At 35.4% G+C, this 23089-nt stretch carries 20 protein-coding genes and 1 pseudogene; 6 read left to right on the top strand and 15 right to left on the bottom strand.

Annotation, left to right across the window (positions count from 1 at the left end):
- Positions 1–83: 83 nt before the first annotated feature.
- The 7 genes from Q1V95_RS04735 to Q1V95_RS04765 form a co-directional block, all read right to left on the bottom strand.
- On the bottom strand, positions 84–2741 hold the full coding sequence (locus Q1V95_RS04735; protein ID WP_300670934.1) for a 4-alpha-glucanotransferase: 2658 nt from the start codon (positions 2739–2741) through the stop codon (positions 84–86).
- A gap of 89 nt (positions 2742–2830) precedes the next feature.
- Positions 2831–3589, bottom strand: a complete 759-nt coding sequence (locus tag Q1V95_RS04740; protein ID WP_300670936.1) for a hypothetical protein — start codon at positions 3587–3589, stop codon at positions 2831–2833.
- 110 nt (positions 3590–3699) lie between these two features.
- On the bottom strand, positions 3700–5145 hold the full coding sequence (pyk, locus tag Q1V95_RS04745) for a pyruvate kinase (RefSeq protein WP_300670938.1): 1446 nt from the start codon (positions 5143–5145) through the stop codon (positions 3700–3702).
- A complete protein-coding gene (locus Q1V95_RS04750; RefSeq protein ID WP_300670940.1) occupies positions 5138–5608 on the bottom strand; it encodes an IPExxxVDY family protein in 471 nt (156 codons plus the stop codon). Before Q1V95_RS04750 ends, pyk begins: the two co-directional genes overlap by 8 nt.
- Positions 5583–6350 carry a ribonuclease III gene (gene rnc, locus Q1V95_RS04755; RefSeq protein ID WP_300670941.1) on the bottom strand — a complete coding sequence of 256 codons (768 nt, stop codon included), beginning with the start codon at positions 6348–6350 and terminating at the stop codon, positions 5583–5585. Before rnc ends, Q1V95_RS04750 begins: the two co-directional genes overlap by 26 nt.
- A gap of 6 nt (positions 6351–6356) precedes the next feature.
- Positions 6357–7604 (bottom strand): beta-ketoacyl-ACP synthase II, encoded by a 1248-nt coding sequence (fabF, locus tag Q1V95_RS04760; RefSeq protein WP_300670942.1) that lies wholly within the window; start codon positions 7602–7604, stop codon positions 6357–6359.
- A gap of 39 nt (positions 7605–7643) precedes the next feature.
- The gene (locus Q1V95_RS04765; protein ID WP_002976354.1) at positions 7644–7883 is read right to left on the bottom strand and encodes an acyl carrier protein; all 240 of its coding nucleotides are present in this window, start codon (positions 7881–7883) and stop codon (positions 7644–7646) included.
- A gap of 234 nt (positions 7884–8117) precedes the next feature.
- On the opposite strand from Q1V95_RS04765, the gene folE reads away from it, so the two are divergent.
- From folE to cysS, 3 genes are all read left to right on the top strand, one after another.
- Positions 8118–8783: a GTP cyclohydrolase I FolE gene (gene folE, locus Q1V95_RS04770; protein WP_300670944.1), complete on the top strand. Its 666-nt coding sequence runs from the start codon at positions 8118–8120 to the stop codon at positions 8781–8783.
- A 1-nt stretch (position 8784) separates the two neighbouring features.
- Positions 8785–9216, top strand: coding sequence for a DinB family protein (locus Q1V95_RS04775; RefSeq protein ID WP_300670945.1), 432 nt, complete (start codon positions 8785–8787; stop codon positions 9214–9216).
- Between the two features lie 123 nt (positions 9217–9339).
- Entirely contained in the window at positions 9340–10800 is a 1461-nt protein-coding gene (gene cysS, locus Q1V95_RS04780) for a cysteine--tRNA ligase (protein ID WP_300670946.1), read from the top strand.
- Positions 10801–10861: 61 nt separating this feature from the next.
- Here the strand turns inward: cysS and Q1V95_RS04785 are convergent, their stop codons facing one another.
- The 7 genes from Q1V95_RS04785 to Q1V95_RS04815 all read right to left on the bottom strand — a co-directional run bounded on the left by Q1V95_RS04785 (position 10862) and on the right by Q1V95_RS04815 (position 18548).
- Entirely contained in the window at positions 10862–12151 is a 1290-nt protein-coding gene (locus Q1V95_RS04785) for an aldehyde dehydrogenase family protein (protein ID WP_300670948.1), read from the bottom strand.
- A gap of 84 nt (positions 12152–12235) precedes the next feature.
- The gene (locus Q1V95_RS04790) at positions 12236–12772 is read right to left on the bottom strand and encodes a hypothetical protein (protein WP_300670949.1); all 537 of its coding nucleotides are present in this window, start codon (positions 12770–12772) and stop codon (positions 12236–12238) included.
- A gap of 91 nt (positions 12773–12863) precedes the next feature.
- On the bottom strand, positions 12864–13508 hold the full coding sequence (locus tag Q1V95_RS04795; RefSeq protein WP_300670952.1) for an HD domain-containing protein: 645 nt from the start codon (positions 13506–13508) through the stop codon (positions 12864–12866).
- Positions 13508–14350: an alpha/beta fold hydrolase gene (locus tag Q1V95_RS04800; protein WP_300670956.1), complete on the bottom strand. Its 843-nt coding sequence runs from the start codon at positions 14348–14350 to the stop codon at positions 13508–13510. Before Q1V95_RS04800 ends, Q1V95_RS04795 begins: the two co-directional genes overlap by 1 nt.
- Before the next feature lie 14 nt (positions 14351–14364).
- The gene (locus Q1V95_RS04805) at positions 14365–15252 is read right to left on the bottom strand and encodes a PfkB family carbohydrate kinase (RefSeq protein ID WP_366143269.1); all 888 of its coding nucleotides are present in this window, start codon (positions 15250–15252) and stop codon (positions 14365–14367) included.
- A gap of 10 nt (positions 15253–15262) precedes the next feature.
- Positions 15263–15898 carry a DUF4241 domain-containing protein gene (locus tag Q1V95_RS04810; protein WP_300670958.1) on the bottom strand — a complete coding sequence of 212 codons (636 nt, stop codon included), beginning with the start codon at positions 15896–15898 and terminating at the stop codon, positions 15263–15265.
- A gap of 31 nt (positions 15899–15929) precedes the next feature.
- Positions 15930–18548: a valine--tRNA ligase gene (locus Q1V95_RS04815; RefSeq protein WP_300670961.1), complete on the bottom strand. Its 2619-nt coding sequence runs from the start codon at positions 18546–18548 to the stop codon at positions 15930–15932.
- Between the two features lie 131 nt (positions 18549–18679).
- Here Q1V95_RS04815 and Q1V95_RS04820 point away from each other — a divergent pair.
- The 3 genes and pseudogenes from Q1V95_RS04820 to rmuC all read left to right on the top strand — a co-directional run.
- A pseudogene (locus Q1V95_RS04820) lies at positions 18680–19036 on the top strand (DUF1573 domain-containing protein); the annotation flags it as partial.
- Positions 19037–19261: 225 nt separating this feature from the next.
- The gene (locus tag Q1V95_RS04825; RefSeq protein ID WP_300670963.1) at positions 19262–20134 is read left to right on the top strand and encodes a polyphosphate kinase 2 family protein; all 873 of its coding nucleotides are present in this window, start codon (positions 19262–19264) and stop codon (positions 20132–20134) included.
- A 9-nt stretch (positions 20135–20143) separates the two neighbouring features.
- Positions 20144–21628 (top strand): DNA recombination protein RmuC, encoded by a 1485-nt coding sequence (gene rmuC / locus Q1V95_RS04830; RefSeq protein ID WP_300670970.1) that lies wholly within the window; start codon positions 20144–20146, stop codon positions 21626–21628.
- A gap of 329 nt (positions 21629–21957) precedes the next feature.
- Here rmuC and hemB read toward each other — a convergent pair whose 3' ends face one another.
- On the bottom strand, positions 21958–22944 hold the full coding sequence (gene hemB / locus Q1V95_RS04835; RefSeq protein WP_300670974.1) for a porphobilinogen synthase: 987 nt from the start codon (positions 22942–22944) through the stop codon (positions 21958–21960).
- Positions 22945–23089: the final 145 nt, after the last annotated feature.

The raw sequence follows: 23089 nt of genomic DNA on the forward strand, positions 1-23089 counted from the left end.
TATGATTCTCTAAAACGAAAAAAGTTAAAAGCACGTTTGACTTTTAACTTTTTTTATGTTTTTCAACACTGATTATCAGCATATTATTTTCTTCGAGAGTCTTTAACCCAGTTAGATAATTTTTGATTAAATGAAGTTTCATTTTTTAAATCTTCCAAATTAAGATGCATTCTGTAACACCAATAATATGGAAAAATAGCAGGATTATTAATACGATCGTTTTCCATATTTTCATTAACAAGTTTTTGATCCGTCCCTAGCAAATCCTGAATTGGGAATATTGCTAACATTGCATTACTAGCCAAGTGTTGCTTAATTATTTCTTCCGAAAACTCTGGCAACAAATCCCAAGGCGCAGTGCCATATTGCTTAAAATACTGGTTAAAAAAAGTCTGTGTTAAATTGCGATCTTCATGCCACCATTGTCGCAAGGTAGAACTGTCATGCGTTGAAGTTGTAACCACATTAAGGTAAGCTGCACTACGAGGATCATAAAAGGAATTCTTTCCAAATAACATTCTTTGGACTTTCATACCCAAAATCGCTAACTCATCCATAACAACTGGCACTGAATCAGGTACAAATCCTAAATCCTCACCACAAATCAACATCTTAGTAGCACTCAACAAAGTTGGAAGTTTTTCCATGGCACTTTTATACCATAAAACATCTTGACGGACATAAAAGTAATCATGATAAATCTCCGCTAACTTTATTCGATCCCATTCTGGTAAATCTGCAAACGACAATGTTTTTTCCATATTAAACCTTGGATGATAAACATTTTTACTATCTTCAGTTGTCTCAATAATAAACAAAACATTAGCTGCCAAGGCGAGAAGTTTTTCTTCCTTCCAATCCCAAGATTGTTTTTTAAAACTTTCACTAAGCTTTCGTTGGGTATCGAATTCTGATTTAAACTTATAACGTCCGTTAGAATTTAATTCAAAAAAATGAGATTTAACAACTTCCGAATCTTCACCAAAAGTACGTTCCAAAATAATTTCTGTAATGTAAGGTTTACAAAAACGATCTTCATCAAAATCGATATGATTGGCTTTTAACTCTTCATTGGAAATCGGAATAGCAGGATAAAAATATCCCAAAACACTTTGCGTTGCTTCTATTGGGATTCTCCAAATTCTAAAAAAGCCTAGAATATGATCAATTCTCATCGCATCAAAATAACGCTCCAAAGCTGCAAAACGCTTTTTCCACCAAGCATAATTATCGAGCTTCATGGCTTCCCAATTATAAGTTGGAAATTCCCAATTTTGCCCCAACTCAGTAAATAAATCAGGTGGTGCACCAGCTTGGAAGTTTAATCCGAATAATTCTGGCATCGTCCAAGCGTCAACACTATAACGGAAGATGCCTATTGGCAAATCACCTTTAAAAGAAATCCCTAAACTATGAGCATAATTAACAGCCTCTGTCAATTGCAGATGCAATTGATATTGTACCCAAACATGCAACATCACCGAAGAATAATCTTTATGTTTAGGATCAAACATCATTGCAATTTTACCAGCTACATAACGTTTGTGTGTCTTCCAGTCATTAAAATTCGGCGTTTTGTATCGATCTCTCAAAACACAAAAAGCAGCATAAGGAATCAACCAATCTTGTTGCTCTTTATAAAAAGCTTTAAAAGCTTTATCCTTGAGAATCGCTGATGCATATTCTTTATAGATTTTACTGATAATTTTCCATTTTTCAGAAATTACGCGCTCATAATCGACATTTAATTTTTGATTTAATTCAGATTTCAAAGCATTAAAAGCTTCCAAATCTGCCTTTGCAATTGGAAAATCCAAAGCATCAACACGCAAATACTGTGGATGCAAAGCATAAACCGAAATAGCTGCATAAGGATAACTGTCAGTCCATTTATGATTGGCTGTGGTATCATTAATTGGTAAAATCTGAATAATTGATAAATCTGTAGATTTTGACCAATCTGCCAAAAGTTTTAAATCCGAAAACTCTCCAACGCCAAAACCCTCATCCGACCTCAAAGAAAATATCGGAACTGCCACACCAGCAGCATGCCAAAGCCGCGCATCATCAAATACAAAATAATGGTCAGCGTTAACATTGAGAAGTTCAGAATTAAAATTGGGTGATGCTAATCTATTGGCACCCGATTCGATGAAAACTACTTTCTTGGTTACATCATCGTAGATACCATATTTATATTCAAAATCTTGTTGAGAAAAAACCTCTACGCCAATTTCCCAAATACCATAATCAACTTCCTTAAGCGCCAATGCTTCATTATATTGCCAAGCGCCTAACTCAGGAATACTTCCAATTAATAAAATCTTCCAATTAGGATTGTATAGAGGCGCTTCGATTCTGAAAAGATGGCTGTGTTTTTTTCGGACATTAGTTTTCTCAGGAACAAAATCTTTCTTTTTGTTTCTAAAAACTTTGTTGTTGAGATAATTCTCAGGAAAGTTCTTGTTATTCCAAGTGTCAAAAATCTGATATTCTTTGAAACTATATCCCAAATGCAATTGATGAGGAACAATCTCTTCGTGACAAAGCTGATTATCCTTATCCCAAACCTGATATTTGTAAGAAATTTCTTTTGAAAAATAATCGACTTCTCCTTGCCAAATAAAAGTATTTTCACCATGAAGATTATGAGATTTCCAAAGAGAATCTTTCATTAGAACTTGTAAAACGAGACGCTCACCAAGTTTGGTTTCATATTTAATTTTAAAATAGAGTTTCATCAAAAATGTATTTGTTTAAAGTAAAAATCAAACTTTAGCCAATGCAATTTAATGAAAATAAGCAATTTAGAAAATACAAAAACTCTAGATTAATCTTTTTTAATACGTTTTAGAAATTCGGGAATATGTTTTTCCATGGTAACAATCAATCCGCCTTCATTTCGGGCTTTTACATAACGCGCAACTTCGGGATCTGCCATGATAAAATTTAAAAATGCGTTAACCTGATCTTTAGGAATCTCAGCGCTTTCGAAATAGGAAGCATCTATCCTAGTTCTGATCCACCTCATATCATCTTGAGAATCCTCATAACGATAAAGCGTCTTCATTTGTCGCGACCTTCCAGATAAAACTTTATACAATCCATCGATATTGAGCTTAGCTGTCAATAAAGGCAACAAAACATCATTTACCATTTCTGGTGCTTTTTCACGAGGTTTCTCTGGAGGTTTTGGCGTACCAACTTCCCTACGGAGACGTTCCGCACTGTCGTCTGTTTTCAATCTATTAGCATCATCGATTTTTCCTGTCACCTTTATGTTGGACACTGTAACTTCTTCGATTTCTTCAAGTGATTTAACCAATGTAACAACATAAGTTTTGCCTGCTTCCGCATTAATCGTTTGCCGATCGTAATGATCTTTTAAAACTCGAATCGTTTGACCTGCCTCCGCTGCCACAAAAAACTCACCGACATTGTTAGTATAAGACTTCTTGCCTGTAACAGTGTTGACCAGCATAGCATTTGGAACTCGATAGCCATTCTCTGTCTGAACAATACCAGAAATCTGATTTTGCCCAAATATTAAATTCGAAAAAATGAATAGAAAAAATAAAAGTAGTCTCAAATAGTTTTTTTTCAAAAATAAAACTTTGAGTAATATCTAAAACAACTTTAACGCGGATTAACGTGCTTTAGGATATTTTAAGAAAAAAGCCCCAAAATTGGGGCTTTAATTTATATTGTTGTTAATCTCAACGTATTGGTTTTTCCACCATAATGTACTGGCATCGCATTGAGGTTGATAACGAAATCACCTTGCTCTACGAAACCATAATTATGTGCTAACATATTAACCTGAATTACCGTCTCATCCGTAGATTTTTGCATATCGTAATAGAAAGCTCTAACACCCCAAAGTAGATTTAGCATTGTAATAACGCGTCTATTAGAACTAAATACGATAATATGTGCATCTGGTCTGTGTGCCGAAATTTGGAAAGCTGTATAACCTGAAGAAGTCAAAGTAATAATTGCTTCTGCTCCAGAATTTCTAACAATATCAACTGCCGAACGACAAACCATATCTGTTACAAAACGGTCATCAACACAATTGATTTTTTCTTCTAAAGGCACATTCTGTTTTGCGTAAAGATGTGTCGTTTCAGTTGTTTTAACAATCTTCGTCATATTTTTGATAACGTCAACTGGATATTTACCAACAGAAGTTTCTCCTGATAGCATCACACAATCTGCGCCATCCATCACCGAGTTTGCAACGTCATTAACTTCTGCTCTTGTTGGTGTAAGACTTGTAATCATCGTTTCCATCATTTGCGTCGCAATGATAACAGGCTTAGAATACAATCTCGCTTTATGCACCAAGTTTTTCTGAATAACTGGAACTTGCTCCATCGGAACTTCAACACCAAGATCTCCACGAGCAACCATCAATCCATCACACTCGATAAGGATTTCGTCAATATTTCTAACACCTTCTGGCTTTTCAATTTTCGCGATAATTGGTGTTTTAAGATTGTTGGTTGGATGGTTTTCTATTAAAACTTTTAAATCTTTAATATCTTGTGCATGACGAACGAATGACAATGCAATCCAATCAAACTCCAAATCTAACATAAAGTTAGCATCTTCGATATCCTTTTCCGTTAAGGCAGGAAGCGAAACATTTGTGTTAGGAAGATTAACCCCTTTTTTAGAACTCAAAGGTCCACCTTGGATGGTTTTAGCTTTAACTGTATCTTTCTCGTTGGTTTCGATAACTTCTAAAACTAACTTACCATCATCAATAAGGATTCTTTCTCCAACTTTAACATCTTGAGGAAACTTCTCATAAGTCATATAGACCTTTGTAGAATCGCCTTCAACTTTTTCGTTTGTAAAAGTTAAAACGTCACCAGGATTAAGGAAAGAACCTTCCTTAACAACACCAACACGAAGTTTTGGACCTTGTAAATCTCCAAGAATAGCCACAGAATAGCCATATTCTTGGTTAATCTCACGAATCATTTCTACATTTCGTTTTACCAAATCGTAGTCGGCATGTGAGAAATTTATTCTGAAAACATCAACACCCGCTTTCACCATTTGGATCATAACATCTTTATCGGATGATGCTGGTCCTAGTGTAGCGATGATTTTCGTCTTTTTTAAATTCTTATTCATAATATTGAATTATTTGATAGAGCTCAGTATCCGCAGACAACTCAAACTCTTGTATTGGAAAGAACAATTTTTCCGGCAGCAAAATTACTGAAAAATCTGCAAATGAATCTGATGATTTAACAATATAGTCAACATCATGCTGATCATTTAATAGAAATTTCACATCTTCTTCATCTTGAAAAAGCTGACTTTGTTCTTTTTTAATTTCCGTAAAAACAGATTTGTTAGAGACAAGTTTCCAACAATTTTTGTTAGACTTGTCATAAGCTTCGAAACATTCGAAATGATAATCATTGTACACACCGTGCAGAACAATATCTGTTGCTCTTTTTAGGTTAAATGTGTTATGATTATTAAGGTGATAAAAAACTTCTGAATGTGGCAAATTACTAGCAATACGCATCAATCCAACCTCGATGCATTCCTCTTCTTCAAAATCAAGAAATAGTTTTTTGCTTTTCAATGATTTGCTCTTTTTTATTTAACATATAGAAAGCACGTTGCGCTGCTTTTTCTTCCGCTTTTTTCTTAGAAGATTCCGATGCATTTGCAATCTTATCGTCCTCTAACCAAACATTACAACGGAATGCAATCTGCTTGCCAACTAAATGCTCTTCACAAGTTTCGTATCGTATAGAAAGTTTTTTCTTTTGACTCCACTCTAGCAACAAGCCTTTGTAACTAATAATTTTGTTTTCGAGTTTGTTAATCTCTTCTGGAGGTAATAACTTTTCCAAAACAATCTTTTTACAAGCTTCATAATCGACATCCAAAAATAAGGCGCCGACAAAAGCCTCCAAAAGATTCCCTGCAATATTTTCACTTAAGGTAACACTGTTATCTGCAAAAATAAGCTTAGGCAAACCAAGTTCGTCTCCGAGTTTATTAAGGTTTTTTCGATTAACAATTTTGGACTTCATCTGTGTAAGAAAACCTTCATTAGCATCAGGATACCTTTGGAACAAATAACACGAAATTATCGAACCTAAAACCGAATCACCTAAAAACTCAAGTCTTTCATAGTTTTTCTTCTCAGAATTTCGACCAGATGCTTTCAACGAAAAAGCTTCTCGAAAGACCTCAAGATTGTTAACCTGATAGCCGACAAGGTTAGTGATTTCCTTTTGAAATTTGGAATCCCTTTGAGAAAGTCCGTTTGTTTTTCTTTTTATTAGGAATTTAGAAAGTAACTTCTTCAACTCCATAATAACCTAGATTTTTTTGAAAAGTACACAAGCATTATGTCCTCCGAATCCGAATGTGTTACTCATCGCAACATTAACATCCTTTTCGACAGCTTTGTTAAAAGTAAAGTCTAGTCTAGAATCAATCTTTTCATCATCTGTGAAATGATTAATCGTTGGTGGAATCACACCATGGATAATGGTTCCAATTGCTGCAATAGCCTCAATAACACCAGCTGCACCCAAAAGGTGACCTGTCATCGACTTGGTAGAATTAAGGTTAATATCATAAGCGTGCTCACCTAACAATCTTGCAATAGCGCTAGATTCTGCAATATCTCCTAACGGCGTAGATGTACCATGCATATTGATATGGTCTACATCGTTAGCAGTAAGTCCTGCATCTTCTAAACAATTTTTCATTACAAGATAAGCGCCCAATCCTTCTGGATGTGGTGCCGTCATATGGTGTGCATCTGCACTAAGTCCACCACCAGCTAATTCTGCGTAAATCGTTGCGCCTCTTTTAACAGCGTGTTCGTATTCTTCAAGAATGATACAACCTGCACCTTCACCTAATACAAAACCATCTCTGTCTTTGTCAAAAGGTCTCGAAGCCGTTTTAGGATCATCATTTCTTGTAGAAAGCGCCATCAAAGCGTTGAATCCACCCATACCACTTGCCGTAACTGCAGCTTCCGATCCACCACACACGATTACATCAGCTTTACCTAGTTGGATAAGCATTCTTGCATCGATAAGTGCGTTAGCCGACGAAGCACACGCCGAAACGGTTGTATAGTTAGGACCATGGAATCCAAACTCAATTGAGATATTACCTGGCGTAATATCAGCAATCATTTTAGGAATAAAGAATGGGTTGAATCTAGGAATGTTTTGAGAATTAGCCCAACCAACAACTTCTGTTTCAAAAGTTTCTAGTCCGCCAATACCTGATCCCCAAATAACACCTACTCTATTTTTGTCAACAGAATCTTCGATAATACGGCTATGTGCAATCGCTTCGCGCGCTGCAACTTGACCGAATTGTGAGTTTCTGTCCATTTTTTTCGCTTCTTTTTTGTCAAAATGATCCAAAGGATTAAAGTTTTTGACTTCGCAAGCGAATTTTGTTTTAAAATTAGTGGAATCAAAAAGAGTAATGGGAGCGGCTCCGCTCTCACCTTTTACAAGACTGTCCCAATATTCTTTCGCATTATTTCCTATCGGTGTAATGGCACCAAAACCTGTAACAACTACTCTTTTTAATTCCATATAATTTTTTATAATTTCTAATTAATTCGTTAGAAAATATTATTTGTTAACTACTTCCTCGATATAAGCGATAGCGTGACCTACAGTAGTAATTTTTTCTGCTTGATCATCTGGAATCTGAATGTTAAATTCTTTTTCGAATTCCATAATCAATTCTACAGTATCCAAAGAATCTGCTCCTAAATCGTTAGTGAAGCTAGCCTCTGGAGTCACTTCTGTTTCTTCAACGTCAAGCTTATCAGCGATGATAGCTTTTACTCTTGATGCAATGTCTGACATAGTATTTAATTTTAATTAATGTTAATTTGGTGCAAATATATAAAAATTCAATTCAAAATAATTAAATTTTATCATCTCAATAGCATAAAAACACAACCAAAAGATTATCAGCGTGTTTAATATTTTGAAACTTTTATAATACTAAAGCTACAATAAAATTTTAATAAGGCGATGCTTTTAGTCACAAAAAGTATAATTTTTCCTAATTTTGCTTATTATAATTAGTTTTTAGAAATGACGGAACATTTTGATAATGACGATGACCTTTTCACAGGTAAAGAACATACACCACTTCGAGAAGATGCTTTTGCACTAAGTCCAGACGAAAAAATTGAAAAAATCCAAGGACTTTTTGGGGAGATTATGCAAACTTTGGGACTTGACATGACAGACGACTCTCTAAAAGATTCGCCAAAGCGTGTTGCCAAAATGTATGTCAATGAAATTTTCGGAGGTCTTCTTCCTGAGAACAAACCTGGTATTTCGACTTTTTCTAACAAATACAAATACCGTCAAATGCTTGTTGAAAAAGACATTACGGTATACTCTTTCTGCGAACATCATTTTTTACCGATTATTGGTCGTGCGCACGTCGCGTACATCTCTAATGGTGAAGTGATTGGTCTTTCCAAGATTAATAGAATTGTAGATTATTACGCAAAAAGACCACAAGTGCAAGAACGATTAACCATGCAAATTGTGGATGCTTTAAAGCTGGCTTTAGGAACAAAAGATGTCGCTTGTATCATCGATGCAAAACATCTTTGCGTTAATTGCCGTGGCATTAAAGACACAGCGAGTTCAACAATTACAGCAGAATTAAGTGGCATATTCCGTACTAATCCAATCACGCGTCAAGAGTTCTTACATTATGTAGGAAGTCATGCAAAGTTAGATTAAGATGGATTTTCAAATCTTAAAAAATATTGTTGAAGAGCAAACTTTGCGTTTTAATTCCATTACAGAAAAGGATTGGAATTTTAAAATAGCGGATAATAAATGGTCAAAAAAAGAAATCCTTGGACATCTTTGTGACAGCGCATTTACCAATATTAGGAGATTTGTCATAACACAATATAAAGAAAACGAAAATATCGTCTATGATCAAAATGCTTGGGTAAAAGCGCAGAATTATCAGAATATTCCAATTGAAAACATCGTCAATCTTTGGAAAGCTTTGAACTTGCAAATCGTCAACGTTGTTGAAAATATCCCAGAAGAATTTTTATTAAAAACTTGTGACACTTCAAAAAATGAACAAAGAATTGTAACTTTAGAGTTTTTGATACAAGATTATATTGATCATCTTAACCATCATCTAGAACATATTTAATAATGATAAAATTCAAAAAAGTATTAAGTAAAATTTTCATCACGACAATTATTTGTTGTTGAGGAAATTTCACGTTAAAACAATCACTATTTTTTTGAATTTAAAATCTTTTAAAACTAAACAATGCAACTTAAAATATACAACTCCTTAACTGGAGAAAAGGAAATTTTCGAACCGATTTTACCTGGAAATGTTGGGATGTATGTCTGCGGACCAACTGTCTACAGCAATGTACACTTGGGTAATGTCCGAACATTTTTGTCCTTTGATTTCATCTACCGAAGCTTGATGTTTTTGGGTTACAAAGTTCGTTATGTTCGCAACATTACCGATGCTGGGCATTTGACGGATGATGGTGACATCAACAACGACCGATTTATTAAACAATCGCGTTTGGAAAAATTAGAACCAATGGAAATTGTACAAAAATACACTGTCGATTTTCATGATGTTCTAAAGAGATTCAACCTTTTGCCTCCAACCATAGAACCAACCGCAACTGGACATATTGTTGAACAAATAGAATTAACCAAAACACTAATCGAAAAAGGCTTTGCCTACGAAAGTAATGGTTCTGTTTATTTTGATGTTTTAGAATATAATAAACGAGGACTTAACTACGGCGAATTATCTCGTCGTAATATCGAAGAGCTTTTTGCCAACACACGTGACCTAGACGGACAACACGAAAAGAAAAATCCTCAAGATTTTGCACTTTGGAAAAACGCGTCGCCACAACATATCATGAAGTGGATTTCGCCTTGGGGAGAAGGTTTCCCAGGTTGGCATCTCGAATGTACGGCGATGAGTACCAAATATCTTGGTAATCAATTTGACATCCACGGTGGCGGAATGGATCTTAAATTCCCGCATCACGAATGTGAAATCGCACAAGGAAAAGCTTGCAATGGTGAAGAACCTGTGAAATATTGGATGCATGCGAATATGCTAACGATGAATGGTCAACGTATGTCAAAATCAACGGGCAACTATATTCTTCCAATGGAATTGATTACAGGAAATAATAATTTCTTTGAGAAAGCTTTCCACCCAAGTGTGTTGAGATTTTGCTTTATGCAAGCGCATTATAGAAGTGTTTTAGACATTTCTAATGAGGCGATGCTTGCTAGTGAAAAAGGCTTTAATAGATTGATGGAAGCCGTAAAATCTTTGGATAACTTGGAAGCTTCAGCGACGTCGAGCATTAATGTTGAAGAATTAAAAACTAAAGTTATTGATGCTTTATTGGACGACTTTAACAGTCCAATTCTTATCGCCAATCTTTTCGAAATTGTTAAAACAATATTCGCTATTAAAGATAAAAAAGAAACGATTAGCCAAACTGATTTGGATTCATTAAAGCAGTTTGTCCATGATATTGTTTTCGAAGTTTTGGGTTTACAAAATGTTGAAGAAAATAATAGCGAAAAACTAGACCAAGCTTTAAAAGTTCTTATCGACCTAAGAAATCAAGCTAGAAAAGCGAAAAACTTTGATCTATCAGATCAGATTCGAGATCAGCTTTTGGAGCAAGGTATTGAGCTAAAAGACAGCAGAGACGGTACAAGTTACCAACTTTTATAAAAAGATTCGGCGCCCTTTGGGCGCCGAATTTATTTTAATCCAAATTAAAAACATTTAATCATTAAATATTTCCAACAACAGTTTTTGTAATCGTAAATTCTTTAAGTGCAACTGTCGAAAGTTCTACACCATAACCAGATTGTTTGGCACCACCAAACGGTAATCTCGCATCAGAACTTGTTGACTTATTAATAGAAACCGTTCCTGATTCCAAATTATCAATAAAGAATTGCGCACGTTTTTTATCTTTCGTCCAAATCGCATTTCCTAAACCAAACGGAATATCATTTGCCAAAGCCAATAACTCTTCATCCGTTTCGCCGACCATTAACATTGCCAAAGGACCAAATAATTCTTCTTGAAGAATCGGATTTCCAGCTTTTACTTTGATAATTCCAGGTTTTAATTCTTGGTCAGAAATTCGCTCCAAAGGCAGCACAATTTCGGCGCCGTTTGCAATGGCTTTATCATATTGTGCCAACAATTCGTCCGCTAGATCTTTTCTAGCCATTTTCGAAATACGTGTGTTTTTATCCATTGGATCGCCAGGAACATAAGTTTTATATTCCTCTACAAAAGCTGGAATAAACTCATTTTCCACAGATTTTTGAACCAAGAAACGTTTTGCAGCATTACAAACTTGACCTGTATTTTGTAGTTTTCCACGAGGTGCTTCTTTGGCTGCTTTTAGAATTTCGGCATCATCCAAAACAATATAAGCGTCGCTACCACCCAATTCTAAGACAGATCTTTTAATATTTTTACCAGCAATCGACGCCACTTCGCCGCCCGCTTTTCCGCTACCTGTCAAGCTTACACCCTGCACATAAGGACTTTCTAAAATCTCTTGAATTTCTTGATGTCCAACTTCAAAGTTCTGAAATACTGCTTCAGGGAAACCTGCTTGTACAAACAATTCCTCGATTAGTCGTCCAGTCCCAAAACAAATAGAAGCGTGTTTTAACACAACGACATTACCTGCCAAGATTGCAGGAACCGCAAATCTCAAAACTTGCCAAAAAGGAAAATTCCAAGGCATAACGCCCAAAATAATTCCCATTGGTGCATGATGAACTTCAGAAACATTAAATTCGGTTTCGATATTCTCAGGCGCTAAAACATTTTTGCAGTTCGCATAATAATCTAGCATTCCAGCAGTTTTATTGATTTCCGCGATGGACTGGGTAATCGGTTTGTGCATTTCTTTAGTAATCGTAACCGCATATTTGTCAACATCTGCTCTCATTAAATCCGCCATTTTTGAAAACAATTTTTGACGTTCTTCAAAACTTTGGCTTCTCCAATTGAGAAAGGCTTGGTTACCTAATTCTAATTTTGCTTGTATATTCATAGTATAAAAATTCTGCACAAAATCTGTGCTAGAAACTTTGATTTTAATTAAAATTAAACTTGTTTATGATAGATAGAATCAGTTTTACTTTCGCCTAAAAAGTAAGACCGAATTAAGGAAAATCAATAGTAAATCCAGTGTTACCCAGATACTAATTTTGATGTTATCGTATTTTAAAAATCCAACTTGATCAGAGGCAATACCTGACAGTTTTTGACTTTGATTAATGTAATTACGAACCTCAACGACTTGATCTTGTGTACCTGACGGAATCGCATGTTGCGAGAAATAAACCATTCTCGACTTCTTGATATACCCAACAATCCAAAATTCACCAGAATTCTGCATGTTAAGATACTCTATTCGGTAATAATCTGGACGAATGCGACCAAGATGCTTCGAAGAAAATTTGTCTTCACCTTTTACATTATCATCAACGCGAATAATGTAAAAATCTATTGGTTGTGGCAAATGGTTGATCACTTGTACAGCCATTGAGTTTTCTAAAAACTGGCTAAGACTACGCTCTACAAACCAATAAGAGAAGTATACAATACTCCCAATAACAATAATAAATCTTATGATTTTGCTAACAACTGCGAACCGCCCTTTCTTGTACAAAGACAATATTAAGGACGCACAGAGTAATAAAAAAATAAGAATTATTATTAAATACATGTTGCAAAGATAAGAAAGCTTTTGAAACTACAGCCTAGTCGACGTTCCACTCTTTATAAAATTGGTCTAAAAAAGCGAGCATAAATTGGTGACGCTCTTCTGCTATTTCCTTTGCAGAATCGGTATTTAGCAAATCTTTTAACAACAAAAGCTTTTCGTAAAAATGGTTAATCGTCGTTCCATTCGATTTTTTATATTCCTCTTTTGACATTCCAAGTTGTGGTGGCAAATTAGGATCGTACATCAAATTGTTTTTAAAACCTCCAAAATTAAAAGTTCTGGCAATCCCAATAGCACCAATCGCATCGATACGATCAGCATCTTGGACAATCTTTAGTTCTATCGGAAGATTTTCGGGCGCTTCATTTCTATTTTTAAACGAAATATTATTGATGATAAAAATAACTTGTTCGATTTTATCATCAGGATAATTGCAACTTTCCAAAAATTCTCGAGCCACTTTTGGTGCTACGGTTTCGTCACCGTTATGAAATTTTGGGTCAGCAATATCATGCAATAAAGCCCCAAGTTCTACAATTTCGGAATCATTAGATTCTTTTGCGGCAATCTTTTTTGACAATTTCCAAACACGCTCAATATGGAACCAATCGTGTCCAGCTTCCGCGCCTTCTAATTTTTGTTGAACGAATTTTATAGTTTTGCTTATGATATTTTCCATTAAATAATTTCGTTTAAAATAATTGACCAAAGTTTTTGATTATAACTTCTGAAAAAATTGACATGTCCAATTTTACCAACTTCAGAATCTTTGGTTTTTAATAAATGATATTTTGGCTTTAGCTTTGGATAAGTACTTTTCAATAGCGATTCAACGCCATTTTTAGTTAACCAAGAATCATCTTCTACATAAAGTACAAAAACTTCCTTCGAAATTTCTTTCGAAATATTAACTTTAGAATTTTCGAGTAAAAAGTCGGTTGATTTTTGTTTTAAAATTAAATCTCGCCAATCTGCACCAACACCTCCTGGCAAACTTTCGCCCAATCCAAAGCGATGCGCAGGGAAATAACCGAATAATTTAGTTGACAAAGGTTGCATTAAGCCAAAACCGAAATAAGCCGAAATTCTTGTTTTAAAATTAAGATAGCCAACATAAGCATTTTGAGTTGCCACAAAAAAAACTTTTTCGAAAACTTCAGAATTTTGATTCATTCCAAGAATTAAAGCGCCAACACTGTGACCTAGCAAATATTTGGAATGCTGCGGAAATTGCTCCAACATATAATCTGACACCGCCTTGAAATCCAAGTTTCCCCAATCTCGCATGGTGGCAGAAAAGCCTTTCATACTTTTAGGCTTAGACAATCCAATGCCACGATAATCGTAAGTGATAACCGTGATACCATTTTGCGTTAAAAACTGAGCAAATCCAAAATACATTTGTTGCTTAACACCTGTCGCCGAATTGATAATCAAAACCTTGTTCTTATCAACTTCGGGCACAAACAAAGTCGCGGCTAAATGATATCCATCCTCAGCTTTTATCAACAACTCCTTCATTGGAGAAAAGAATTTTATTTAAGTTCTTTAAGGTTTGGAAGACCTTTTTGAGAATCCAGCTGACTTGCGGCACGAAGCGCAATCTTGTTACCGAATTTCACACAATCTTCAATGTCATTTTGATGCAAAAGCGCAATCGCAAAACCAGAAGTAAAGGCATCGCCCATTCCCATTTTGTTGACCATTTTACTAGGATTTTCGCGGAAATATTTCATTTCGGCGCCATCATAATAACTGGTGGAATTGGCATCATCACGCAAAAACAATTTGTTTGGCAAACTCTTCATAATGCTTTCTACAGGCACATCGCCAAAAACAGTTTTAACATCATGATTTTTAGCAACGATAAAAGTGGCCGCTTCTACAACCTCTTGAGACAAATGCGCTGCTGGCGCTGCATAAACACCTAGTTTTTTAGAATATTTCTTACATTTTTCAGCAACATAATTAATGGTCTCCGCTGGAATTTCCATTTGCATCAAAACCAAATCTGCACTTTGTATAAAACGATCGGCTTCGTCGATATAACGTTTTCCCAATTTATAATTGGCGCCAGGAATTACAACAATGGCGTTACCTTCCGCAGAAGTTGTTACATAGGCTGTTCCTGTAGGCTCGTCGGTCTCATTAACAAAAGCTACATTAACATTTTCGTCATCCAGATTTCTGATAACTTGCTGTCCATAAGGATCCATCCCAACGCAGCTAATCAAATAAACATTCGCGCCCAACCTTGCCGTTGCAATCGCTTGGTTAGCACCTTTTCCTCCTAGAAAACTCTTGGATTCGGATGCCAGAATCGTATCATTAGCTTGCGGAATTTTGGAAGTTTCTAAAACAAAATCTATTGAAGAACTCCCAACAACAACTATCAAAGGATGTTTTTGTGTAACTTTTATCATGTTTTAGCGTTTATTGAATTTCTATGAATTCTGTGACAAATTTTACTGGTTGTTTATCTTTATTGTATCCTATGTAAGAAGCATAAAAGCCTTCTCCATAACCAGCCTCAAAAGCCAAAAGATTGTTAGCTTCTTCTGGATAAGGTTTCATCATTGCGAATTGGTCGATGGCACCATCACTATCATAAAAATAGCTATGAAAAAACTCTTCGTACAATCCTAAAAAATCGGCGCCTTTCTTTTTGAAAAGCTCCTGTTCCAAAAGATTGACTTTAGCTTGCGTGTCAAAATCCATCAATCCTGCCATTCCCGACTCAACTGGAAAGCCAAAAATTTCGCCATCTTCCAAGTCTTCTAATTTTTGATCATCGCACAAAGCCATTACCCAAGTATCAACTTTCTCGTCAGCAAAAATAATTTCTGAATATGCAATACAATTGCTGCTTGCTTCTTTATGAATAAGCACTGGAAAATCGCCTGTCGGAAACAGTTGATTAAAAGGCGTTTTGTCCGGCGTAACGACTGGATCGCAAGCGACCAATCTTCCTGATGAAATATGTAGAGAACCCGCCTCAAAACTTTCGAGAAGCGGATTTTCTACATGTGATTTTGAAAATAATTTCGTGATATTTTCTATATGATTCATTCTTGTGAAAGTAAAGAATAATTCTTAAGTATTATAATGTTTTTAATTTTTCTTCTAAAATTGCAATCTTATCCATCGCATCACGCTGCTTTTTCAGTTCGTTATCAACAACCTGTTGTGGCGCGCCAGCCATGAATTTTTCATTTGACAATTTCTTTTCAACAGAGATTAAGAAACCTTTTAGATATTTAATTTCTTCTTCTGTTTTTTCTTTTTCTTCGCCTAAGTCTAAATTTTCGCTTAGTGGAATAGCACATTCTGTTGCACCAACCAAGAAACTAAAACTAGGTTTATCAGTTTTTTGACCAAAATGAACCGCTTGTAAATTAGCCAATTTTGAAATCACAGCTTGATTTGCAAACGATGCGGCATTTGTAAAAATTTCAACTTCTTCTCTTGGCGAAATTCCTTTTGACTGTCTATAATTTCTTACTCCCGAAATCACTTCTTTAGCAAAATCAAAATTTGCAATTAAAGCTTCGTCAAAAGTTTCAACCTTCTTTTGTTGTGCAATAATCAAAGCCTCATCAGCTGTTCTATCGCTAATAATATGCCATATTTCCTCTGACAAGAAAGGCATAAATGGATGCAACAACTTCATTAACTCTTCAAAATAAGAAATTGTTTTATTATAAACTTCTTCACTGATAGCTTCACCATAATTTGGCTTCACAGCTTCCAAATACCAAGAACAGAAATCATCCCAAATCAACTTGTACAATACATGAAGCGCATCTGAAATTCGGAATTTTGAAAAATGATCTTCCATTTCCAAAATGCTTTTATCAAGTTGCTGCTCGAACCAATTAATTGCTTGACTTGCCGCATCATCAGCTTTTATAGAAGCATCTTTCGTCCAAGTTTGAGTCAGTTTAAAGGCATTCCAAATTTTAGTGGCAAAATTACGTCCTTGCAACATCAAATCTTCATCAAACAATAAATCGTTACCCGCCGCAGAACTTAACAAAATCCCAACACGAACACCATCTGCACCATATTTCTCAATCAATTCGATTGGATCTGGAGAGTTTCCTAAAGATTTTGACATCTTACGACGTTGCTTATCGCGAACAATTCCCGTGAAATAAACATTTTTAAACGGAATTTCTTTTCTATATTCTAGACCAGCCATCACCATCCTAGCAACCCAGAAGAAAATAATATCTGGACCCGTCACCAAATCCGAAGTTGGATAATAGTAATTGATGTCTTTGTTATTTGGTTCTAAGATTCCTTCAAAAACAGAAATTGGCCACAACCAAGACGAAAACCAAGTATCTAAAGCATCTTCATCTTGTTTTAAGTTTTCTATTGTTAAAGCTGCATTTCCTGTCTTTTCTTTAGCGAGTACTAATGCTTCTTCAATGGTTTCTGCAACTACAAAGTCATTCTCTCCTATCCCATAATAGAAAGCAGGAATCTGCTGTCCCCACCAAAGCTGACGCGAAATATTCCAATCATGAACATTCTCCATCCAATGACGATAAGTGTTTTTAAACTTTTCAGGATAAAACTTAACCTCATCATCCATTACAACATCCAAAGCCGGTTTTGCTAGTGTTGCCATTTTCAGGAACCATTGTACAGAAATTTTAGGCTCAATCACAGCGCCTGTTCTTTCCGAAGTTCCAACTTTATTGGTATAATCTTCAGCCTTTAACAAAAGACCTTTTTCTTCTAATTCTTTAGCGATTTCCTTTCTAACAACGAAACGATTTTTTCCAGCATAATGCAATCCATTTTCATTAAGATTAGCGTCATTATCCATAGAATCGATCATTGGCAAATCATGTTTTTTACCAATTTCGTAGTCATTAAGATCGTGAGCTGGTGTAATTTTCAAAGCACCTGTCCCGAATTCGATATCAACATATTCGTCTTCGATAACAGGAATTTCGCGATTAACAATTGGCACGATAAGCTTTTTACCTTTCAAAGCTTTGTAACGTTCATCATTTGGGTTAACACAAACCGCAACGTCTCCGAAAATAGTTTCTGGACGCGTCGTTGCAACAGTCACAAAATCTTCCGAACCTTGGATTTTGTATTTTAAATAAAATAATTTTCCTTGTTGTTCTTTAAAGATTACTTCTTCATCCGAAATGTTTGTTTTAGCTTCAGGATCCCAATTGATCATTTTGTAACCTCTGTAGATTAATCCTTTATTATAAAGATCTACAAAAACTTTAATAACCGATTTTGACAAATTATCTTCCATTGTGAATCTCGTACGATCCCAGTCGCAAGAACATCCCAACTTTTTCAATTGCTCCAAAATCGTCCCGCCATATTGATGCGTCCAATCCCAAGCGTGCTTTAGAAACTCTTCACGACCGATATCGGTTTTAGAAATCCCTTGCTCTTTTAGTTTGGCAACAACTTTAGCTTCCGTTGCAATAGAAGCGTGATCAGTACCTGGCACCCAACAAGCATTGAAACCTTTCATTCTCGCACGTCTTACCAACACATCCTGAAGCGTATTGTTCAACATATGTCCCATGTGAAGGATTCCAGTCACGTTAGGAGGTGGAATTACAATCGTGTAAGGCGGTCTATCATCTGGTGTCGAATGGAAATATTTGTTTTCCAACCAGTAGTTATACCATTTTTGTTCGGTCTCTTGAGGATTATATTTATCTGCAATCTGCATTACTAAATGTTTTTTTGGCTTAATATTTGCAAAAATAAGATAAACAAAATTATTTATAGATATATTTAAATTTATTTATAACTTTGACTCTTAGTAATTTTAATATTTTAAATAACAAAACAAAAAATAATATGAAAAAGACACTTTTAGGAATGGTTGCTGTATTAGGCTTCGGATTAGCATCTGCTCAATCAATTTCTTTTGACAAGACTGTATTTGACTACGGAAAAATTGAAACAGGTAGCGATGGTCACAGATACTTCACAGTAAAAAATACTGGTGATAAGCCACTTATCCTATCAGAAGTAAAACCATCTTGTGGATGTACAACTCCAGAATGGAGCAAAGATCCTATCTTACCAGGAAAAACGGCTCAAATTAAAGTAGGATACAATACAAATAGTCCAGGAGCTTTCAGCAAAATTATTGAGGTATTCTCTAATGACCCTAACAACTCTAGAACTGTATTAACAATTAAAGGAGAGGTTGCTGGAAATGGTGCTGCAACAACAATGACAGCGCAACCAGCTCAAGTAACTATGCAAGCTGCACCAGCACCAATGAAAGCTACAACTGTAAGAGAAGTTACACCAGCAGCTGAATCTAAGAAAACTGCTAAAAAACAAAAATAGTAGAAGTTTTTACTTTACTAAAAACTCATAAACCGCTTTACAAAGGCGGTTTTTTTTATTACATTTACATAAAAACAAAATATGAAATCTATTTCCACAAAAGAGTTTTTGACTAATAAAAATTTTAAAATTTCGGATCACAAGACTGATTATAAGTCGGACACCACTAAAGAAGAAGGAGAACAACTTCTAGCAGAAGAGAAGGAAAAACTGTCACAACTTCAAGACAAATTATATGCAGACAGCAGCCAATCTCTGCTAATCGTTATCCAAGCGATGGATGCAGCGGGAAAGGATAGCTTGATAGCACATGTCTTTGGAGGCGTTAATCCACAAGGTTGCGAAGTAACAAGTTTTAAAACTCCAAGTGCAAAAGAATACGACCATGATTTCTTGTGGAGACATTATCTTGCAGTTCCAGCCAAAGGAAAAATCGGCATCTTCAACCGTTCTCAATACGAAAGTGTTTTGATCTGTAAAGTCCATCCGGAATTCAATCTTAAAGAACGCGTATGGAAAGATGTAAAGGATTTCGATAAAAACTTTTGGGACAATCGCTATGAGAGTATCAGAAATTTTGAAAAAAATCTTGCCAACAATGGAACTAGAATTATAAAATTCTTTCTAAATGTTTCTAAAGAAGAACAAAAGAAACGTTTTCTTGACAGAATAAATGAAGATGATAAAAACTGGAAGTTCTCAAGCTCTGATATTGTTGAGCGCAACTATTGGAAAGATTACATGAAAGCTTATGAAGAAGCAATCCAAGAAACCAGTACAGATTACGCGCCTTGGTATGTCTTACCAGCGGACAAAAAATGGTTTACAAGATTAGCGGCTTTGCAAATTATCATCGATACTATGGAAGACATGAATCTTAAATTCCCAGAAGTTAGTAAAGAAGAAAAAGAAGCACTACAAAAAGCAAAAGAATCATTAGAAAACGAAAAATAGAATAAACAAATGGATGTAGTATCACTGCTAATTGGCGTTGTTGTAGGGTTTGTGATTGGTGCAGTGATTTTGCATTTTTACTATTTGTCAAAGATTGCGAAAAACTCGGTTCTTCTAGAGCAGAATCTTGCTTCTTTAAAATCAGAAAATTCTTTTGTTAAATCAAATCTAGAAAATTCGGAAAAGCAAAAAGCAGACTTGCGATCAAAACTTGATGAGCAAGATTCTAAAATTTTCCAAAACCTTCAAAAAGTAGCTGAACTAAATTCTGAAAACACGAATCTAGTTCAGTTACTTGATGATTTTAAATTTGAGGTTAAACAGCATCAAGACAAGCTAGAAGTTGGACAACAAGAAAAGCAAAACTTGATTGCGCAAAATGCTGAATTGTCTGCGCAGAATAAAAATCTTGAAATTCTTCTCAACAATCAAAAAAAGGAAATCGAAAAGCTGCAAGAGCAAAGCAGATTGCATTTTGAAAAAATGGCCAACCAAATCCTTGAGGAGAAAACAGAAAAATTCACGAATCTTAATCAACTACATCTAAAATCTATTCTTGAACCATTTGGAAAAAATATTGACGAGTTAAAGAAAACTGTTTTCGAAACTTATGACAAAGAAGCTAAAGAACGTTTTTCGCTTGGTCAAAAAGTAACTGAACTCAAGCTTCTGAATCAGCAAATTTCGGAAGAGGCGCAAAAACTAACGCAAGCTCTCAAAGGCAATAACAAAACCCAAGGTAATTGGGGCGAAATGATTTTGGAAAGTATTTTGGAAAAATCCGGACTTGCCAAAAACCGCGAGTACTTCCTCGAACACGAATTGCGCGATAACGCCAAGAATCCAATATATTCCGAGTTTTCTGGAAAGAAAATGCGTCCTGATGCGCTCATAAAATATCCTGATGAACGCAATGTTATTATCGATAGTAAAGTATCTTTAAATGCTTTTATTGAAATGGCAAACGAAGAGAACAAGGATATTTTTAAAATCAAGCAAGAACAACATCTTCGTTCGGTTAAGCAACACATCAACGAGTTAAGTCTAAAAGCTTATGACGATTATGACAAAAGCTTGGATTTTGTAATGATGTTTATCCCAAATGAAGCGGCTTACAATGCTGCTCTACAGGCAGATTCTCAACTTTGGAATTATGCTTATGATAAACGAATTTTATTGTTAAGTCCAACCAACCTCATCACATCGTTAAAATTAATTGCGGATCTTTGGAAGCGCGATGCACAGAATAAAAATGCTTTGGAAATCGCAGATCGTGGCGCAAAGCTTTATGATAAGTTTGTTAGTTTTGTAGAAAATTTAGAAAAAGTTGGCAAGAATCTCGAGCAAGTACAATCTTCTTATAATGAAGCCTACAAACAACTTTCTACAGGAAATGATAATCTTGTTGCTCAAACTGAAAAACTTCGAAAGCTGGGATTAAAAAACAAAAAGCAACTTTCTAACAATCTTACAGATTCTTCGGAAAGTGAGTGAAATTGAAATCCAAGGATAAGTATTATTCGCAAACGAAATCTTTACTCTGATTAAAAATGAAGCTTTCTAAAAAAAGAAACTCAACTTGTTTTTGATATAGTTTTGTAGGAAAATCAATCAAGCTAACAGTAATTTTCTTTTTGAAAATTTTGATAAATAAGAAAGCCATTTAGGATTTGAAATCCTGAATGGCTTTTTTTATGTGCAATCCCTAGCCCCGATGGAAGCGGCATCCTTTTGTGGTGACGTGAGGCGGCGCAGCGTAGCGGAGCCGACCGAGCGTCACCATAAAAGATATAGCGGACAGCGGGAACAAGCTCCTAAAAAAATTATTTATTAAGAAGCTTTGCTACTTCTGGTGCTGCATAAGTGAAAATCATATCTGCGCCGGCTCTTTTGAAGCTTGTCAAACTTTCGATAAGAACTTTATCATTATCCAACCAACCATTCTGCACAGCCGCCTTTATCATCGCATACTCGCCACTCACTTGATAGACAGCGATTGGCTGCGTGATAATTTCTCGGATTTTTGAAACGATATCCAAATAAGGCATTCCGGGTTTTATCATGATAATATCTGCTCCTTCGGCAACGTCATCCAAAACTTCGGTAATAGCTTCGCGAGAGTTATGGAAATCCATTTGATAGGTTTTTTTATCCTCGGGAATATCTTGCGAATCTACTGGTGCACTGTCCAAAGCACTTCGGAAAGGTCCATAAAATGCACTTGCATATTTGGCTGCGTAAGATAAAATTCCACAATCTGTATAATTGGCTTCATCCAAAGCTTCGCGAATCGCCAACACGCGACCATCCATCATGTCACTTGGTGCCACAATGTCCGCTCCAGCTTCTGCCAATGACACTGACATATTGGCAAGCGCTTCTAAAGTCGAATCGTTGTCCACCTTTCCGTTTTTGATGATACCATCGTGACCATAAATTGAATATGGATCCAAAGCTACATCTGGCATAATGATAACTTCCGGAACTGCATCTTTAATCGCTTTGATGGTGGTTTGCATAAGTCCATTCGGATTCCAAGCTTCTTTTCCTGTGTTATCTTTTAGATTGTCCGAAACCTTCATGTAAATATTGATAGCCTTGATGCCTAGGGCATAATTTTCTTTCACCTGCTGAACTGTTAAGTCCACAGATTGACGAAAAACACCTGGCATTGAAGAAATGGCTTCCTTTTTGTTATTACCTTCCATGACGAACATTGGTAACACAAAATCGTTAGTTGTAAGTTGCGTTTCTTGAATTAGACTTCTAATAGACGCATTAGATCTAAGTCTTCTATTTCTTGTAAACATCAGTAAAAATTTTACTGCAAATTTACATCACAATTGTGGAATAATTATTGTATAATTGAAATGAATTAAATACATTTGTGTTTAGACTTTCAAAAAAGTTTATTTAAATGAAGAAATTTTTACTATTTATATTGTTTATCGGCTT

The organism is Soonwooa sp., from assembly GCF_030151385.1.
In the GTDB taxonomy this organism is placed as follows: Bacteria; Bacteroidota; Bacteroidia; order Flavobacteriales; family Weeksellaceae; genus Soonwooa.

Excerpts from the sequence above, each read along its gene's own strand:
- hemB (WP_300670974.1), bottom strand. The coding sequence starts at position 22,944 with ATGTTTACAAGAAATAGAAGACTTAGATCTAATGCGTCTATTAGAAGT.
- Q1V95_RS04815 (WP_300670961.1), bottom strand. The coding sequence starts at position 18,548 with ATGCAGATTGCAGATAAATATAATCCTCAAGAGACCGAACAAAAATGG.
- Q1V95_RS04765 (WP_002976354.1), bottom strand. The coding sequence starts at position 7,883 with ATGTCAGACATTGCATCAAGAGTAAAAGCTATCATCGCTGATAAGCTT.
- pyk (WP_300670938.1), bottom strand. The coding sequence starts at position 5,145 with ATGAATAAGAATTTAAAAAAGACGAAAATCATCGCTACACTAGGACCA.
- Q1V95_RS04735 (WP_300670934.1), bottom strand. The coding sequence starts at position 2,741 with ATGAAACTCTATTTTAAAATTAAATATGAAACCAAACTTGGTGAGCGT.
- Q1V95_RS04795 (WP_300670952.1), bottom strand. The coding sequence starts at position 13,508 with ATGGAAAATATCATAAGCAAAACTATAAAATTCGTTCAACAAAAATTA.
- cysS (WP_300670946.1), top strand. The coding sequence starts at position 9,340 with ATGCAACTTAAAATATACAACTCCTTAACTGGAGAAAAGGAAATTTTC.
- Q1V95_RS04775 (WP_300670945.1), top strand. The coding sequence starts at position 8,785 with ATGGATTTTCAAATCTTAAAAAATATTGTTGAAGAGCAAACTTTGCGT.
- Q1V95_RS04785 (WP_300670948.1), bottom strand. The coding sequence starts at position 12,151 with ATGAATATACAAGCAAAATTAGAATTAGGTAACCAAGCCTTTCTCAAT.
- Q1V95_RS04810 (WP_300670958.1), bottom strand. The coding sequence starts at position 15,898 with ATGAATCATATAGAAAATATCACGAAATTATTTTCAAAATCACATGTA.
- rnc (WP_300670941.1), bottom strand. The coding sequence starts at position 6,350 with ATGGAGTTGAAGAAGTTACTTTCTAAATTCCTAATAAAAAGAAAAACA.
- rmuC (WP_300670970.1), top strand. The coding sequence starts at position 20,144 with ATGGATGTAGTATCACTGCTAATTGGCGTTGTTGTAGGGTTTGTGATT.
- Q1V95_RS04825 (WP_300670963.1), top strand. The coding sequence starts at position 19,262 with ATGAAATCTATTTCCACAAAAGAGTTTTTGACTAATAAAAATTTTAAA.
- folE (WP_300670944.1), top strand. The coding sequence starts at position 8,118 with ATGACGGAACATTTTGATAATGACGATGACCTTTTCACAGGTAAAGAA.
- Q1V95_RS04805 (WP_366143269.1), bottom strand. The coding sequence starts at position 15,252 with ATGATAAAAGTTACACAAAAACATCCTTTGATAGTTGTTGTTGGGAGT.
- fabF (WP_300670942.1), bottom strand. The coding sequence starts at position 7,604 with ATGGAATTAAAAAGAGTAGTTGTTACAGGTTTTGGTGCCATTACACCG.
- Q1V95_RS04800 (WP_300670956.1), bottom strand. The coding sequence starts at position 14,350 with ATGAAGGAGTTGTTGATAAAAGCTGAGGATGGATATCATTTAGCCGCG.